This is a genomic window from Marinobacter sp. V032 (assembly GCF_052645435.1).
In genome coordinates, this window is sequence record NZ_JBQXYE010000001.1 from 814,492 (window position 1) to 831,953 (window position 17,462).

10 protein-coding genes are annotated in these 17,462 nt (G+C 57.5%); all 10 read left to right on the forward strand.

The genetic code is table 11. From position 1 onward, the window contains the following. The first annotated feature begins 2 nt into the window (after positions 1 to 2). The 10 genes from tssH to ACUN9X_RS03825 all read left to right on the forward strand — a co-directional run bounded on the left by tssH (position 3) and on the right by ACUN9X_RS03825 (position 17,395). Positions 3 to 2,696, forward strand: coding sequence for a type VI secretion system ATPase TssH (gene tssH / locus ACUN9X_RS03780; RefSeq protein ID WP_445472220.1), 2,694 nt, complete (start codon positions 3 to 5; stop codon positions 2,694 to 2,696). Between the two features lie 10 nt (positions 2,697 to 2,706). Next, positions 2,707 to 4,290 carry a sigma-54 interaction domain-containing protein gene (locus ACUN9X_RS03785; protein ID WP_445472221.1) on the forward strand — a complete coding sequence of 528 codons (1,584 nt, stop codon included), beginning with the start codon at positions 2,707 to 2,709 and terminating at the stop codon, positions 4,288 to 4,290. Next, positions 4,287 to 4,949: a type VI secretion system-associated protein VasI gene (gene vasI, locus ACUN9X_RS03790; protein WP_445472222.1), complete on the forward strand. Its 663-nt coding sequence runs from the start codon at positions 4,287 to 4,289 to the stop codon at positions 4,947 to 4,949. The genes ACUN9X_RS03785 and vasI overlap by 4 nt, the downstream gene beginning before the upstream one ends. Before the next feature lie 30 nt (positions 4,950 to 4,979). After that, on the forward strand, positions 4,980 to 6,419 hold the full coding sequence (tssA, locus tag ACUN9X_RS03795; RefSeq protein ID WP_445472223.1) for a type VI secretion system protein TssA: 1,440 nt from the start codon (positions 4,980 to 4,982) through the stop codon (positions 6,417 to 6,419). Between the two features lie 117 nt (positions 6,420 to 6,536). After that, the gene (tssM, locus tag ACUN9X_RS03800; RefSeq protein WP_445472224.1) at positions 6,537 to 10,130 is read left to right on the forward strand and encodes a type VI secretion system membrane subunit TssM; all 3,594 of its coding nucleotides are present in this window, start codon (positions 6,537 to 6,539) and stop codon (positions 10,128 to 10,130) included. Positions 10,131 to 10,309: 179 nt separating this feature from the next. After that, entirely contained in the window at positions 10,310 to 10,597 is a 288-nt protein-coding gene (locus tag ACUN9X_RS03805) for a type VI secretion system PAAR protein (RefSeq protein ID WP_260038535.1), read from the forward strand. Positions 10,598 to 10,743: 146 nt separating this feature from the next. Next, the gene (locus ACUN9X_RS03810; protein WP_445473173.1) at positions 10,744 to 12,819 is read left to right on the forward strand and encodes a type VI secretion system Vgr family protein; all 2,076 of its coding nucleotides are present in this window, start codon (positions 10,744 to 10,746) and stop codon (positions 12,817 to 12,819) included. Continuing rightward, complete coding sequence (locus tag ACUN9X_RS03815; protein ID WP_445472225.1) at positions 12,819 to 13,685, forward strand: DUF4123 domain-containing protein; 867 nt, start codon at positions 12,819 to 12,821, stop codon at positions 13,683 to 13,685. The genes ACUN9X_RS03810 and ACUN9X_RS03815 overlap by 1 nt, the downstream gene beginning before the upstream one ends. Continuing rightward, positions 13,678 to 16,545 (forward strand): toxin VasX, encoded by a 2,868-nt coding sequence (locus ACUN9X_RS03820; protein WP_445472226.1) that lies wholly within the window; start codon positions 13,678 to 13,680, stop codon positions 16,543 to 16,545. The genes ACUN9X_RS03815 and ACUN9X_RS03820 overlap by 8 nt, the downstream gene beginning before the upstream one ends. Beyond that, positions 16,520 to 17,395: a hypothetical protein gene (locus tag ACUN9X_RS03825; RefSeq protein WP_445472227.1), complete on the forward strand. Its 876-nt coding sequence runs from the start codon at positions 16,520 to 16,522 to the stop codon at positions 17,393 to 17,395. The genes ACUN9X_RS03820 and ACUN9X_RS03825 overlap by 26 nt, the downstream gene beginning before the upstream one ends. The last annotated feature ends 67 nt before the right edge of the window (positions 17,396 to 17,462 follow it).

Below are 17,462 nucleotides of genomic sequence, written 5' to 3' on the forward strand. Positions count from 1 at the left end.
CTGTGCTTCGGGTCGAACTACCTGCGCTGATTGGGCGCCTCAATGAAGTCTGTCGCGAGGGCATGGAAGCCTCGGCGGCATTGTGCATATCCCGCCAGGGTGCCGAAATCACACCGGCGCACCTGCTCTTTAAACTGCTGGAAACGCCTTACTCGGATATTCGCCAGATGCTGGATAATGCGGGTGTTGATCCGTTTCAGTTGCAGCCGGTGCTGGGTGAAAGCCTGAACGGCGAGCTGCAGAGTGCGGAGCCGTATCCGTCATTTTCGCCGCTGCTGATTGAGCTGATTCAGGATGCCTGGCTGCTGGCGTCTGCCGAGTTTGGTCACCGCGAATTGCGCTCCGGGGTCATTTTCCTTGCCCTGTTGATGAATGTGGATCGTTACCTGATGCCGCAAGTCAGCCGGTTGCTGGTTGAGCTGAATCGCGAGCACCTGCGCAAAGCCTTCGACAGCGTGACTCGCGGCTCGCTGGAAACCCCGGTTGAGAGCGCCAGCCAGAGTGCGCCACAGGCAGCCAATGCCGGTGAAGGCTCGATGCTGACCCGTTACGCAACGGATTTCACCCGTCTGGCACGGGAAGAGAAATTTGATCCGGTACTGTGCCGCGATCCGGAAATCGACCAGATGATCGATATCCTCTGCCGTCGCCGCAAAAATAACCCGATCGTCGTCGGTGATGCCGGTGTTGGCAAAAGCGCCGTTGTTGAAGGGCTGGCCCTGCGCATTGTCGCCGGTGATGTGCCGGAACGGCTGCACAGTGTTGAGCTTTGGGCGCTGGATCTGGGCGCCCTGCAGGCTGGCGCTTCCGTGAAAGGCGAATTCGAGAAGCGCCTTAAAGGCGTGATTGAAGCGGTGAAAGACTCACCAACGCCAATTATTCTGTTTATTGACGAAGCGCATACCCTGATCGGTGCCGGTAACAGCGAAGGTGGTTCCGATGCGGCCAACCTGCTGAAGCCGGCACTGGCTCGAGGCGAGCTGCGCACAATTGCCGCCACTACCTGGCGCGAATACAAAAAGTATTTCGAGAAAGATCCGGCCCTGAGCCGTCGCTTCCAGCCCGTTGCCCTGGGCGAGCCGACCACCGAACAGGCGGTTCATATCCTGCGCGGTCTGCGCCCGGTGTATGAGAATGCCCATCAGGTACTGATTGATGATTCTGCGCTGAAAGCCGCCGCCGAACTGTCTGCACGCTATATCGCCGGTCGTCAGTTACCGGACAAGGCGATCGACGTGCTCGATACCGCATCGGCACGGGTCAGTCTCAATCTGACTACACCGCCACGCCGGCTGAGTCACGTTCGCAGCGAATTGCACCAGCTGAAAATGGAGCAGGACCTGCTCAGCCGTCAGCAGCAACTCGGGCAGGGCGCTGATGATGAGCGTCTGCAAGCCGTCGCCGGCAATGTGGATATGCTTCAGGAAGAAGCCGAGGCACTGGAAGAGCGCTGGGAAACCCAGCGGGAACTGGTGGCAAAACTGATTGCCGTTCGCGAGCAGTTGCTGGCGCCGGAAGACGCACAACCGTCGCTGTTCGACGGCGCGGAAGACGTCATTGCTGACGACAGCGAAACCACGACAGCTGACAGTGAAGAAGCACCGAAAGATGCTGAAACACTGCGTGCAGAAGCCGGTGCACTGGCGCAGGAGCTTGAGCAGTTGCAAGCCGATGAGCCGCTGGTCCATGCGTTGGTGGATACCCGTCAGATCGCCGAGGTTATCGCTGACTGGACCGGTATTCCGGTCAATCGCATGACCGCCGATGAGCTGCAGAAAATCACTCATCTGCCCACGCATCTGCAGGCCCATATCAAAGGTCAGGATCCGGCTATTCATGCCCTGCATCAGCATCTGCTGACCGCTCGCGCCGACCTGCGTCGTCCGGGCCGGCCAATGGGCGCTTTCCTGCTGGTAGGCCCCAGCGGTGTCGGCAAGACCGAAACCGTGGTGCAACTGGCCGAGCTGCTGTACGGCGGTCGCCAGTTCCTGACCACCATCAATATGTCGGAGTATCAGGAGAAGCACACCGTCTCGCGCCTGATCGGTTCACCGCCGGGCTACGTGGGCTTTGGTGAAGGCGGCATCCTGACCGAAGCGATTCGTCAGAAGCCGTATTCCATCGTGCTGCTGGATGAAGTGGAAAAGGCGCATCCGGAAGTACTGAACCTGTTCTATCAGGCGTTCGACAAGGGCGAACTGGCGGACGGCGAAGGCCGGCTGATCAACTGCCAGAACGTGGTCTTCTTTATGACCTCCAACCTCGGCTACCAGGCCATCGTGCATCACGCGGAACAGGAAGGTGAATTCGACGCCGCCGCGCTGGACGATGACCTCTATCCGATACTGGCGGATTTCTTCAAACCGGCACTGCTGGCCCGTATGGAAACGGTGCCTTATCTGCCGCTGGGCGAAGACACGCTGAACCGTATCGTGGGTGACAAGCTCGAACGGCTGGCGGATCAGATCCGTGACCGCTATCGCACCGTGGTCACACTGGAAGACGGTCTGGTGGAAGCCATTCGCAGCCGCGCAACCCGCAGCGAAAACGGGGCGCGGATGCTGGAGTCCATTATTGAAGGGGAGCTGTTGCCTCCCGTATCGCTTGCGCTTCTGGAGAAGCTGGCTGCACGGGAACCCGTGGCAAGCGTCAGCCTGGGTGTTACAGAAGGTCGTTTCACCGGAACAGTCAGCTAAGGAAAAGGACATGGGACGGATGCAGATGGAACTGCACACCGGGGTAGAGTTGGCAGTCGAGCTAATCAGGCAACCCGACAGGGCTGCCCTGCTGCAGTGCGCCAGCCTTCAGATGGAGCGGGTTTTCGGTGTCGACAAGTGTTGGCTGCTGGAACTCGATAGCAGCGGCCGTTCGCTGGTATGCCCGCGCCTGAGTGACACGCTGAGCTTCGAGTGCGATGACTTCTCGCATCCGTTTGCCCATGTTCTGCGCGAGGCACGCCCCCGCGGGTTGTCGCAAGAGGCCTGTGCGCGACTTGAGCACAAGGGGCTGAACAGCTTGTTTGAAGCCAGCGGTCATTCTGAATCGCTCTGGCTTCAGCCACTGCTGCAGGGCCAGAAGAAGACGCTGGGCGTGTTGGTGATGTGCGGTTCCGGCGATGCCTGGGAAGGCATCGTGGGTCAGCCGCTGTACGAAGGCTTGCTGAGCCTGCTGTGTCATCAATGGGATGCCCAGCGTGAGCGTCATGACCGTGTGTGGCAGCAACGCATGCTCAAGCGGTCGCTGGACCATCTGAAAGATACCGAAACTGAGCGCCAGAAAAACGAAACCCTGGCATCAACCCTGGTCGGGCTTTCACGGAGCATGGCAGATCTGCGCTCCCAGGTGATTCGCGCAGCGGGCAGTCAGCTGTCGGTTCTCGTGCAGGGCGAAACCGGCTGCGGCAAGGATCTTGTGGCGCGGGGTATTCACCAGTTCTCGTCCCGCAGCGAAGGGCCTTTTGTGGTGGTCAACTGCGCCGCGATTCCTGACAGCCTGCTGGAAAACGAGCTGTTCGGGCATACCAAAGGCGCCTTCTCCGGTGCGGATGCGGCCAAGCAGGGGTTACTGGCCCAGGCGGACGGCGGCACGCTGTTTCTGGATGAAATCGGCGATATGCCGCTGGCGCTCCAGTCCAAACTCCTGCGCGTGCTTGAGACCCGCCAGTTCCGTCCGCTAGGTGCGCAGGAAGAGTCACATTCGGATTTTCGTCTGGTTGCAGCAACTCACCAACCCCTGCAAACCCGGATTCGGGACGGGGCCTTCCGCCGCGATCTGTTCTACCGGCTCAGCCAGTTTCCGATCCGTGTGATTCCGTTGCGCGATCGTGAAGAGGACCTTGAGCAGTTGTGCCGTCACTTTATCCGCGGCTTCAAGGAGCGCGAAGGCAGCGGACCACTGGGCATCAGCAGCCAGGCTCTGCAATTTCTCGGGCAGTACAGCTTCCCAGGCAATGTGCGCGAACTGCGTAACGTGATCGAATTTGCCTGCCTGCAAACCGTGGCAGGTGACGATATTCAGGCTGAGGATCTGCGCCTTGATGAGATTGCGCAGAACGAACCGGAACGTGATGGCGCCGACAGTGGCGTTGCCATGGCAATTCAACCGGGCGTCCCTTCGCTCCACGAGATTGACGATCTCCGGGCGGCATCCCAGGCCTTCGAGGCGGCGATTATCGGCGCCCGTTTGCGCCAGTACCGGGGTAACCGTGCCCAGGCAGCTGAGAGTCTGGGTTTGCCCAAGCGAACGCTGGCCCACAAATGCCAGAAATTCAACGTGTCGGAGGCAGGATGACGCGGTATCGATTACAAGGTCATATCAGCGCGACGCTGGTGCTGTTGGGCTTGATGGTGTCGGGGCTGGTTCATGCCGCGCCAGCCACTCCGGTAGCCGCCGCAATGCGCTGCACCCAGGAACCGGCAAGGCTGGAGCGGTTGGCCTGCTTTGATGCAGTGTTCAACACGCCATTGCACAAGGCAGAGAATGCCACCCAGACCATGCCCGGGCGCCAGCCAGTGCAGTGGATTGCGGCCTATTCCCAGGAAAATCGCCGGGCACCGCAGGACGGCGCGCTTCAGGCCAATGGTGACGCCGGCCAGATGGTGACGGTGGCGGCATTGGGTGCAGTACCGCCGCGTCCGCTGCTCACCGTGCGCTGCCATAACAAGATCACCCAACTCGCCCTGATGATGCCCAAGCCGATGTCTGCCGAACGTGTGCGGCTGACCATGGCGACTGACAACCGCCAACAACAGCAGGTCTGGCGGGTCAGGGATGACGGGTATGTCCTCAGCGGCGGTCGCGGTTTGCCGGCTATCGATACCATCCGCAATTTGCTGGGAGCCGAAAGGCTGACCCTGAGCGCCGATCAGTCGGCAGTCGATGGTCTGGTCTTTGATCTTGCAGGTATGAAGGATGCACTCAATCCGCTGCGCGAAATGTGTCGCTGGTAAGCGGCCGGACGGGGCGAAAGGTAGAGCGTTATGCAGGCAGTAGAACAACATCCCTATGTGGAACAGGTCATTGAACCTCTGGCCGGTGATACGCCGATGGGCGATGCGCTGGGCGAAGATGCTGCGCTGGAGTTTCTTGAAAACGAAATCATGAAGATCGGCTCGTTGTCTCATATGGAGATCGACTGGCAGAAAGTCGAGCGCGAGGCGGTGCGTTTGCTGAGCGATCAGGCCAAGGATCTCAAGGTGCTTGGTTTTCTGTTGCTGGCGTTACAGCGTGGCGGTGATGGTGAGCGTTTTGCGCTCTCTGTACACCTGTTGTGCCTGGCAATGGAAAACTGGTGGACACATGCCTGGCCTTACCCCGGCGACAAGGGGCATCGGCCGCGGCGCCTGATGTTCGGGCAAATCATGCAGCGGGCCCAGGCTGAAGTCACCAAGGTCTCGTTTAACAGCGCAATGGGGGATGGCCGCAAGTTTTGCCTCGAAGCGCTGGATAAGCTTCACGCTCTTGTCGAAAGTCATTCGATTCCGCCAGACCCTGTAGTCGATCTGCGCCGCAGTATCGAGCGCTTGCCGGCAGCGAATGAAGAGCAGCAAAAACCAGCGGCGAGTGCGGCTCCGGCTGCCCCGCAGTCACGGGAAGCTGCGTCCGGTTCGTCAACGTCTTCGGCCTCTTCAGCGGCAGCATCACTGGTGGGCATGAATCTTGATCCCGGCAATGATCGCGCTACCCGCCAGAGCCTGCTAAAAGTCGCCGACATGCTGACGGAGGTTTCGCCTACAGAACCACTCGGTTATCAGCTACGCCGGTTTGCCATATGGCACAGTATTTCAACGTTACCGCCTGCCCGTGATGGTGTCCGCAGCGATCTGGCGGCAGTCAGTGCTGACAGGGTCGCAGAGTACCAGGAAAGCCTGACGCGGGGTGCGGATCTGGCGCTCTGGGGGCGCATCGAACAGAGTCTCGCTGTCAGCCCGTTCTGGCTTGAGGGTCATTACCTGAGCGCTCAGGCGGCAGAGCAGCTAGGGCATAGTGCCTGCGCCGAGGCTATCCGCCAGTCATTGAAAGCGTTTGTGGACCGTCTGCCCAAGCTCACCGAGATGACCTTCTCTGACAGCACAGCGTTTTTGCCGGAAGCGGTCAAAAGCTGGCTCCAGAGCAGTGGCGGTAGTAGTGGTCGTGCCGGCTCGGGTGAGCGCTGGGAAGAGGCGTTCGAGACGGCAAAAGGCGCACTCGCCGAGAAAGGACTGGCGCCGGCCATGCAGATTCTGGAAGACGGCCTCGCAGAAGCCGACGAGCCCCGGTCGCAGTTTTACTGGCGGCTGATGTGCGCTGATTTACTGCGCGAAGCGGGGATGAAAACGCTTGCCAAACAGCAAGTTGTCGATCTGCGGGAACAGAACCGAAATATGAACCTGGCCGAGTGGGAGCCGTCGCTAATGGCCCACCTCGATCAGTTGTCGTAGTCGATTTTTGGGAGTTTACCGGCAATCACGCGGTGAGAGTCGGTAGGGAAGTAATCGGGTAGCCACAAAGGTGGGTGTTTTGGCCCATCGCCAGGGAAAGCAGCAGGAAGTACAGATATGGAAGTCATCGCTCGCAAACTGATGTATATCGGTAAAAAAGTCTGGCCCTTCATTCGCGTCGGGGGCCCCATCGTCATCGCCCTTGGGCTGGGGCTGTTGTTGGCCGCCACCTGGTGGCTGGGGCCGCAGTGGGAATTCCGCGGTGAACGACCGCTGGCCAGCTGGGAAAGCCGCACGGTAGTGACTCTGGGGATCGTACTGCTGATTGCAGTGATCTGGGGCATGGTGATGGCCCGTCGGCTGAAAAAGGTCGATCGCGCCCGTGCGGATGAACAGCGTCAGGAAGAAGATCCGATTCTGGTTTATGAGCGCCGCCAGACTCGCCTGCTGGACCTTGGTCTGTCAGCACTCAAGGACAATATTCCGGGCCGCAACCGGTTGTACAAGCTGCCGTGGTATCTGGTGATGGGGCTGGAAGATGCAGGCAAGTCCAGCCTGATCCAGCGCTCCGGCCAGACCTTCACCCTGACCAACGTCGTCAAGAATCGCCGTACCGAAAGGAACCCGTTCGGGTTCGAATGGTGGGTGGGTGACGATGCGGTCCTGATCGACCCTGATGGTGAGTTGCTGAGCCAGCGTGAAATCAATAACTCCGGCGCCGCCCTGCAGGAGCGTCTGTGGAACCACTTTGTTCACTGGCTCGAAAAGAACCGCCCTCGGCGCCCGCTGAACGGCGTCATCCTGACGGTCGACCTGGCGCAGCTCAGCCGACTGGGCGATGGCGAACGCAAGGCGCAGGCCGTACTGCTGCGCACCCGTCTGCGGGAATTGATGGAGCATCTGGGTTCGCGCCTGCCGGTGTACATCAGCTTCACCAAAATGGACCTGTTGCATGGCTTTGGCGCCTACTTCCGCAAGCTGTCAAAAGCAGAACGGGAACAGCCGCTCGGTTTCACCTTTGAACTGGAATCACTGCAGGATCCGGATCAGTGGCTGGAGCAGTTCGATGCCCAGTATCAGGACCTGATCGAGCAGGTGAATCAGCGTTTGCCGCGCCTGCTGGCGGATACCCGTGATCAGGAAGAGCGCGCCGCAATCTATTCATTCAGCCGTCAGTTGGCGGGCCTGTTTCCGGTGACCCAGCAGTTCCTGGCGGAAATGCTGGCGGCCGATGCCTTTTCGACACCGGCACTGGTGCGTGGTGTGTACTACACTTCAGTGTTCCAGGAAGGTGTGCCGGAAGATGCCTTCATTGGCGCAGCGGCCCGTCACTATGGCCTCGCGGAGGCTATCCAACCGGCCCAACGAGGCGGTCAATCTGTAACCTATTTCAGTGAGCGTCTGTTCCCTGAAGTAATCTATCGGGAAGCGGGGCTGGCGGGCGACAACGTGCGGGTGACGCGACAGCGCCGCCGCTCACTTGCCACCGCAGCGGTGCTGTTTATCGCATCGGGCATTGCCATGACGGCGGGCTGGCAGCATTACTTCGTGCAGAATGCCGAAGCGGCGCAACAGGTCGAAAACCGGGTGCGTGGCTTTATCAATAACTGGCGTCCGATCGGCAGCGAGCTGGATCCTTCCGGCCGCAATCTGATGGAACCGCTCGACGATCTCCGCGAGGCCACACTGGCCTATGGTAACTACCGTGACGAGTGGCCATTGGTGGCCGATATGGGCTTGTACCAGGGCGACCGGATTGGCCCGGAAGTCGAGAAATCCTATCTCAACATGCTGGCGTACCAGTTCCTGCCGTCGTTGATGGTCGGCGTTATGGACGAGATGAACAAAGCACCGGACGACGGTTCCTCGCGGCTCCCGCACTTGCGTGTATTGCGCATGCTCTACGATGGTAGCGGTCGCCGCGACGATATTGTCGACAGCTATATGGAAGCCTACTGGCAGCAGCGTTATCCGGGGCAGCGCTCGGTACAGGAACGCCTCAGCCAGCACCTCACTTACGCAATGGCCTACACCGATCTGGGCAAGTGGCAGCAATCCGGTGACCGGGCGGCGGATATGGCGTTGGCGCCTTTCCAGAGCAGTGTGCAGTGGTCGCAGCGCGAGCTGGGCCGTCTGGCCACGCCGGACCGGGTCTATCGTGACCTGAAATCCAAAGGCATTCACGATCTGACTTCGCCTCTGAATCTGGAGGCCAAGAGCGGCCCGGCGTTTGATGCCGTATTCGTCCGTATTGATAGCGACGGCCGGCCATTGGAAAGCCTGCCGTCGGCTGATCAGGATCCCATGCGCATACCCCGAATGCTGACCCGCGAAGGATTGCAGGGCTATTTCACCCGCAAGTCTGCGTCTGTGACCGAGCTGGCGCTGGTCGATGCCTGGGTGCTGGGGCGTCGGGATAATGTGGATTTCAGCGAATCGGATGAAGCCGAACTGCAAGCGGAATTGCGCGACCAGTATGCCGAGGATTACGTCAAAACCTGGCGCAGTGCCTTGAGCCACCTGGATGTGCGCGCTTTCCGTGACATCAATGATGGGGTCCGGATTCTGGACAACCTGACGGGTGGACACAAGCCAATGGTGCAGCTGCTGGCGTCGGTCCGGGACAACACCCTGATCTTCCCGGCCAGTGAAGGCCAGACGGATGCCGCCGCCGAGGCACTGCGTCAGTCCGCCAACTATCGTCTGGCCGAGAACATCGAACAGCAGTTTGCGGGCCTGCAGGGCCTGCTGCGCAAGGATGGCGATCAGCCCTCGCAGATGGATAACATCCAGGAAGTCCTGCGCACGCTGCACGACTACCTGCGCAGTATTCAGGAGTCGCCTGATTCCGGCAAAGCGGCATTGGCCGCAGCCAGAGCACGGCTGACATTGGAAGGTGCAGATCCGATCTTCACCCTCCAGCGGCTGGCGCGCAATCAGCCTGCACCGGTCAACCGTATGCTGGACAAGCTTGCGACCGAGAGCTGGCGGGTGGTGCTCGATCAGGCGGTGGCACAGCTTGAACGCAAGTGGTATCAGGAGGTCTATCAGCCGTTCCAGCAGGGGCTGGCGCGTCATTATCCGTTCAGCTCGGGTGCTGGTCGCGATGCGGCACTGCAAGACTTCGAACGCTTCTTCGCACCGCAAGGCACACTGGACAGCTTCTACAAAGAAAACCTGAAACTGTTCCTCGAAGATCATCCGGAACACGTGGTGATGAGCAAGCGCGCGACACTGGTTCGTCGGGACGTAATGGCAGCGCTGGAGCAGGCTGAACAAATTCGTCAGGCGTTTTTCACCCGCAGCGGTACGCTGGATCTGGAGTTTGCGCTGGAGCCGCTGAACCTGTCGTCCAACAAGCGTCGCAGTGTGGTGAACGTGGATGGGCAATTGGTTGAATTCAGCCACGGACCGCGGCAAAGTATTCCGCTAATATGGCCGAATACATTGCGTGACTCGGTCGAAAGCGAAATCACGCTGGTGCCGATCGAAGTGAACCGCTCACCCCGCAGCGAAATCGCCCGCGGGCCCTGGGCCTTCTTCCGCCTGCTGGATAAAGCCGATATTACCGGCGTCAGCAGCAGCGCGATTGATGTGAAGTTCACTCTGGATGGTGGCAGCGCACGATACAGGCTTCATGCTGCGGGCAACGTGAACCCGTTTACCCAGAAATTGCTGGCGGGTTACCAGGTACCGCGCAGCCTGTATTAGTATCCGTAGGAAGACCTATTGTCAGCCCGCACCGCGCAGGCGACACTTCGAACCCGGCAGCTGGATTGTTGCCGGGTTATCGAACACATGAGTTCAGGGAACAGACGCGTCACGCATTGACCGGCATCAGGATGTCCGGTTTTGTAAACGTCAGGCAGGCGCGAACAGGGAGCGTTAACATGGGTAAGAAAGTCGTATTACTGGGCGATATCGGAACCGATCACGAAGGTTTTCCGCCCACCCCCGTCATTGCTGCCAGCAGCACCGTTCTTATGGACGGCAAACCGGTTGCCCGCATGGGCGATCCGTTGGCGATTCACTCCAAGCCCCACCATGGACCTCACCCCCGACAAATTGCAGCGGGTAATCCCACTGTATTGGTTGAAGGTAAACCGATCGCATTGACCGGTGATGCCGTCAGTTGCGGTGGTGTGGTGATTGGCAGCGGCTCTGGCGTTGGCGGTTAACACTAGCCACTATTACTTCTCTGCAGATTTTCGCCAGAGCGAGTGGTTTGCGTAATTAAAGTACTGAGCGATTAACGTATTAAGAGCTTCCGGGCGGGATTGCCCGGGAATGCAGGATGCACCGATCAGGAATCAAGGACGACACCATGCCCCAGCCCACCGGCCTGCAGTTCACGGCCCGTCTCGGGTCTTTGCCGGATGACACCTTCACGGTGGTGGAATTCGAGCTGACCGAAAGCCTCTCCGACCTGTTCCATCTCAAACTGGATCTGGCCAGTGCCTTTGATGATCTGGCGGTCACTGACGTACTGGATCAGTATGCCGAACTGGTGCTGTATCAGGACGGTGACGTTCTGCGACGCTTCCACGGCGTGGTGTCCTCTTTCAGCCGGGGCGATACCGGCCATCGCCGTACCCAGTACTCGGCTATCGTTCAGCCCGCCCTCTGGCGTTTAGGGCTGATGCACAACAGCCGTATCTTCCAGCAGCAGACCACTGAAACCATCGTCCAGACCCTGCTGGATGAGCGGGGTATCGTCGACCGTACCCTCAATCTCAAACGCCCTTCAGAAGAACGGGAATACTGCGTCCAGCACCGGGAATCCGATCTGGCCTTCGCCACCCGTTTAGCCGCTGAAGAAGGCTGGCACTACCGCTTTGAACACCGCCAGGGCGGGCATACGTTAATCCTGGCCGATCACCACCGGGAAGCGCCGGAGCTGCCTGAGGCCGGCTACAACGCCACCGCAGGCGGCAGCAGCCGCCAACCGGCGGTGTTCAGTTTTAATCCTGAAGACACCGTCTCCGTCGCCAGCGTGGCGCTGAAGGACTACACCTTCAAAAACCCGGCCTATGCCCTGATGCATGAAACCAGTGGGGCCGACGTGCCTCACCGGGATGATTACCAGCATTACGACTACCCGGGACGGTTCAAGCAGGATGCCAGTGGCCAGCCTTTTACCGAGGCCACCCTCGACAGCCTGCGTAATCAAAGCCGGATTGCCAGTGGGACCGGTAACCGGGCGGACTTTACCGCCGGGGCCAAGTTTGTTCTCAGTGAGCACAGTGCTGACTCCCTCAACCGGGACTGGTTGATTACCAGCGTCACCCACAAGGGCACACAACCTCAGGCACTGGAAGAAGACGGCGGCAGTGGCTCCACCACCTACAACAACCGCTTCAGCGTCATTCCGGCCGACCGCACCTGGCGCCCCCAGTTAAAAGACAGCCAGCGTCCCCGTATGGATGGCCCGCAAGTCGCCATCGTCACCGGCCCACCGGGGGAAGAAATCCATTGCGATGCACACGGCCGGGTGAAAGTTCGGTTCCCCTGGGACCGTTACTCCAAGAACGACGACAACAGCAGTGCCTGGCTCAGAGTCTCCCAGGGCTGGGCCGGCGGCAGCTACGGCTTTATGGCCCTACCGCGAATCGGCCATGAAGTCATTGTGTCCTTCCTGGACGGCGACCCGGATCAGCCGATCATTACCGGACGGACCTACCACGCCACCAACACTCCACCGTATGAATTACCGGCACACAAAACCCGCACCACCCTGAAAACCCAGACCCACAAGGGCGAAGGCAGTAACGAACTGCGCTTTGAAGACGAAGCCGACAAAGAACAGATCTACGTCCACGCCCAGAAAGACCTGGACCTGCTGACCGAAAACGACCGCACTGAGGTCATCCACAACAACAGCCACCTCACCGTGGACAACGACCGGGTCAGCCATATCAAGGCCAATGATCACCATACGGTGGATGGCGAGAAGCGGGAAAAAACCGGCAAAGACTTCAGCTTCGACGTCACCGGCACCGTCCACATCAAAGCCGGCACCGCCTGGCTCAGCGACTCCGGCCAGGAACTCCACATCAAAGCGGGCCAAAAAGCCGTGATCGAAGCGGGTGCTGAAATTACCCTCAAAGCCGGCGGCAGCTTTGTGAAGATTGATCCGAGTGGCGTGGCACTGAGTGGGCCGGCGATTAATCTGAACGCGGGCGGATCAGCCGGGAGTGGGGCTGGGCAAGCAGTTCAGGTGCCTGAAATGCCGGGGTTGGTGGAGAAAACTGGGGTTGTCAGCGTGGCGCCTGAAAAATTGCCTGAGGCTCCCAAAAGGCCGATGGCCAAGCCGGACCAGATACGTGCCATCAAGAATGCAGCGAATCAGGGTAAGGGAATCTGTCAGGTCTGCTCACCAGAATCACAAGGTGCAGTCTGATGAATAGTCGGGCCAGCCTTCCTGACTCAGAGAAAACGTTCCTCCTCATTGATGGGGCTAAAGTGAACGATTTATCTCAGGTCATATACCGTGAAGAAGAACGCCCACATTGTGATGCGCTATACCGACAGACCGAGCTCTCTGGTCTATCTGAAATATCACCGTGGTTGGTCGAGACCGGTATCAATAGCGCCTTGGCCCGGAAATGTTTCGATGAGTGGAAACATCTGGGGGCTGCCATCGTATTGCAGGCCGACTGCCCGTTTGAAGAAGTGATGGATCACCTGCGCGGGCTACTGATGGCTCGGCTGGTGACAGGTGATGAGGTGGTTTTCCGGTTTTACGACCCTGAAATCGCCCGGAACTTGTTGAGTCGGGATTCGAAGGGTGAGGGTAAGAGTCGGCTGATGGGACCATGTAGTGCAATCGCCATTCAGGACCGCCGAGTGGGAGAGTGGGAGTGTTTTTACAATGAGCAGCCATCAGGTGAAAAGCAGAAAGAGATGTTCAATATTCGCGAGGAGCATCAGGTTGCCATGGAAAAAGCAGCGGAACGAACTGCCCTGAGAAAACTTGAGCTCCATACTGAGACTTACTTTCCTCATTTGCTTCAACAGCCCGGCTCAACTGGGCGGGATTGGGGTTTGGTTTCTGCGTTGACCGCCGCAGCGAAAAAGCGAGGACTCGACAGTACGCGGGATATTGCCTTATACATCAACACTATCGGCTGGCTTGGGCATAATGCGTTTAAGGACAGGGATGTCCAAAACCTGTGGGAAGAAAATTCCGCAACCCTGAGCAAAGCCATAGCGCGAATTGCAGAATTCGCTGAGAAAAAGTCAACGGAGGGACTGGTTCATGGGTAGCGCTAACAGCTCAGCGTTTTTACAGGGTGCTGATAGCACCGAATCAGCGGCACAGATGTGCCCGCTCAAGCTTAAAACTGTCGCGTTGTATCCGGTGCGCTGGGCGATCAGTCAGGAAGAAACCGCGCTGCCTGCCAATTTTCGCCCTCCGGCCGTTGCCATTGGAAACACTCATTACTGTGTTCGAAAACTGACACCCGGTTGGGTTTACATGTTTTCGGAAGTCTTCGGGACGCTCCACGAGTATAAAGTTAACGAGCAAGGTGCAATAACGGAAGTGCAACCCGGGTGGAACTCTGTGTTACTTCCGGATGTTGATGCCCAAAGTGCTTTACCGTGTATCCACCATCCTGCAGAAGGGACGGTTTTATTGAAGTTCGTACATCATCGATGGACGGCTCGTTTGCAGGAATTGGTAAAAACGGATGCGCAAGTCCGCGAAGAGCACCTGCAATCATTCGACCTGAATGGACTCCCCGAAAAAGGCGAAGGCGTTAATATTGGCGAAACCGAGGCTTTAAATGGAGTGGTTGAAGATTTTCGACCGAATCCAGTGGACTTCGAGTGGAGCCTGACAGACTTTGCGCAGGGCGTCAGCGAGCCGGATTTGCAGGGGCAGTGCAAAAAGGAAACAGAATTTTCTTACTGCGTTGCCCTTGACGACGAAATCGGTATCGCCTCCGAATTGGGGCAACTGCATGCGTTGTATGTAAACCTGATCATGAATCACGCGGAGGAGAACGCATACGCCTACACCACCTCCCAGATGGTGGACGCGCTCATTGCCCGTGAGGCCAGCAAGAAGGAATCGGAAGACGACCAACAAGAAGTCACCGAGGAACTGAAAGAGCGCATCCGCTCAGGGGAAAAAGACGCGTTTGTTGAAAACTATCACAAACAGCTTGAAGAGTATGACCAGGGCCGGGCATTGGTATTTGATGACTGGAAGCGGTGGATTGGCTCCGGCCAGATAGCCAGGAAACTGGAGTTCAACGACTGTTACTGTGCTGAGGGGTTTGAGGCAGTCGAACAGGAGCTGGCCGATATACTGGATGGCTATGTCGGTGCGGAAAAGGGCAAGGAAGACGCCGAAAAGTGGCTGGCTGCGGACGAAGGCGAAGCCGGCACGGTCGGGAACACGCTAAAAACTGCGTTGTTCCTAGCATCTGCCACCAATAGTATCGCCCAGAAACTGAAAAATCTCCCCGGCTTTGACTATGGCAGCCTGAAGATAGTGGACAGTATCTTCGACATGCCGGCTTATGTGCGTGTGACCACTTCTACAGAGACGTTGATGCTGGAGTTTGCCGCCCCTGCCGCGAAAATGGGATTCTGGGCGAAAGACCCCCAAACTTGGCCACAGTGGAAAAAGTGGACTAAGGCCGTCCAGAAACGTTACGGCATTGACGTCTACCGGCAGGGAATAACCCTGGATACCGCGGCAGATCTGCTCCAGGCGGTCCACCGCAAATCACTGGAAGCAGCAGGTCATAACCTGTCCGAACTGTCAATGACGCCCCTGGCTGCCGGCATGGCGGACACAAGGATCAGAAACTACCTCAACAGAACCCTGATTGACGTGTTCCACTTGACCCCGGACTTCAAGGACAACCCCTTTGGCTGGCTTCATACCCGCCTGGACCCGGTAGTTGAAGGGATCAAACAGAACCGGGGCAAGTTCATTGGGGCCGTGACTTTCTTCCAGGCGATTAATGTGGCAAGCCTATATTCTGGACTGAAGAAGACACAGCAGGATGTCATGCTGGGCGACCGATCCACCCTCGACCGGTGGGGATACTTTGCATCTGGCCTATGGAGCATCGGCGAAGGTGTGGTTAACCTCAGCGGGTTGCTGGTCAGGGAGGAATACGCCAAGGCCCTGGGGGCGAACTTGTCAGCTGCTGGGGCCAGGGTGTCGGTGGCTATAAGTGGGGGCAGAATTGTTCAGTATTTCTCTCCTGTTGCAAGGAGTTTTGCGAGAACCACAATGAAGTACCTCCCCTACGTCGGGCCTATACTGTCGATAGTTCTGGAAGGTCGGATGGGCTACAAGGCCTTGTACACAGGCCATCACACGATGTTGGCGCTGTCCGGGGTCCAGATTGGGCTGAGCATCGGTATTACCTACCTAGCCTCTTTGGCGGTTGCGGGAGCGGTTACCGGGGCGGGTATTGCCGTAGTGCTCGTGGTAGGCGCGGTTCTGGTTGCGGTCTCCTTCGTCATCAGCATGGTACAGCTATACATCGCCCGGTCCCGGATCGAGGATTTTCTGTCATTGTCATTCTGGGGTAATGCGCCCACGCTGCGCTACTGGGATGAGCAGTCCCGGCCCTCGAGCGGAGAACTACTGGAGCAAAGCCGAACCGTTGTTTTCCAAGAGGAAGGCGCTGAAGTCAGGCGCTATTTCGAAGCGGAACTGGATGCGTTCTATTACATGCTGTTTTCTCCCATTGTGCTGATAACCGAGTACATGCCCAATCATCCGGCTATAACCCAGCAGGGGGAATATAAGGTCCTGTCTGAATTCACGAGTTTCGTAGTGTATTTCCCGGGTTTTATTGAGGGGACTTGCGCAGTTTCCATCAAACTGTTCGAAGCGAATATCAACTGGTTCTCTGACGACGATTCGAACGAGATTACCCATCTTTTTGATAATAGAAAGAGAATAGAGGCCACTTCCCATGAGGTCATGTACCGTTTTACCCACTACAACCACAACAAGTGGGAACAGCTTGAAATGTTGATTGAGTACGAGAAGGACGGTCGCAAAGTCACGGGGGAGAATGGGCTTCGTGTGATCCTGGATGGTAACGACGTGGAGGAACTGGGTGTCGATGAAAGACTCGCCTTTGAAGTGTGATTTTCCGGAAACTGATCTGGAGCAACTGCTTGAAAAGAAGCTGTACCGCACCCATGGTGCACGGCTTGCCAGCCCGCCAGCAAGAAAAGTGGCAGGGGTATCTGATTCCTCGGAAAAGATGGAACATGGCGTTGCTTTTATTAGCGAGAGGTTCATGGACATCCGGACGGCTTTCTTGAAGTTTCGAGGAGCACAACTGGGTATAGTAAACCTGTTCATGATTGTTGTGCTGGCGTTGGGCTGGGCTGCTAGTCTTTTCTATTCAAAGGCTTTGCTGGCGGTATTGGTCGCTTTCGGGCCTATCTGGGTAGCTATCTACCTGTTTGAGATCGTCTTCCCGCTTACGTTGCCGGTCAGGATCGACCGGAAGGACGGATTCGTGTACGTGGGGCACCGGGGCACCTTCTACCGGATTCCCTGGGACGAGTTGGAGGTGACCTTTTCCTACAACTGGCAGTATCTGGGTTCCGGTGTTGTGTGGGAACGGCAGTATTACGCCCATCTGTTCATGCGGGAAAAACACTACTTTTGCGGGAAGCACCCCAGAATGCCGCTACAGCGCAAAAAGATCTCTTCCGGGTTTAAGGAAGAGGATATGTATCGAAAATGGAATTTTATTGTTCGATATTATAACAAAGGGCTTATTGAGGAAGACGCTGATCATCTCGCTGTTATTAATTTTGATTCACTTCGTAAGGATATAGCTTCAATTTCAACCGGAAAGCGTATTGTCGAATATTTCTTTTTGATTCTTTTAATGCCCACAATGATTTGGTGGAAGCTTACCCCCTTCAAGTATAAGTGGCCGAAAGAAATTGATGGGATTTTTGGGAAGGCTAATAATTACTGACCGCGAATCAAGGGTTTCCAGTCACTGCGTTCTACTCCATTGATATGCTGATAAGGACGGTCGCAAA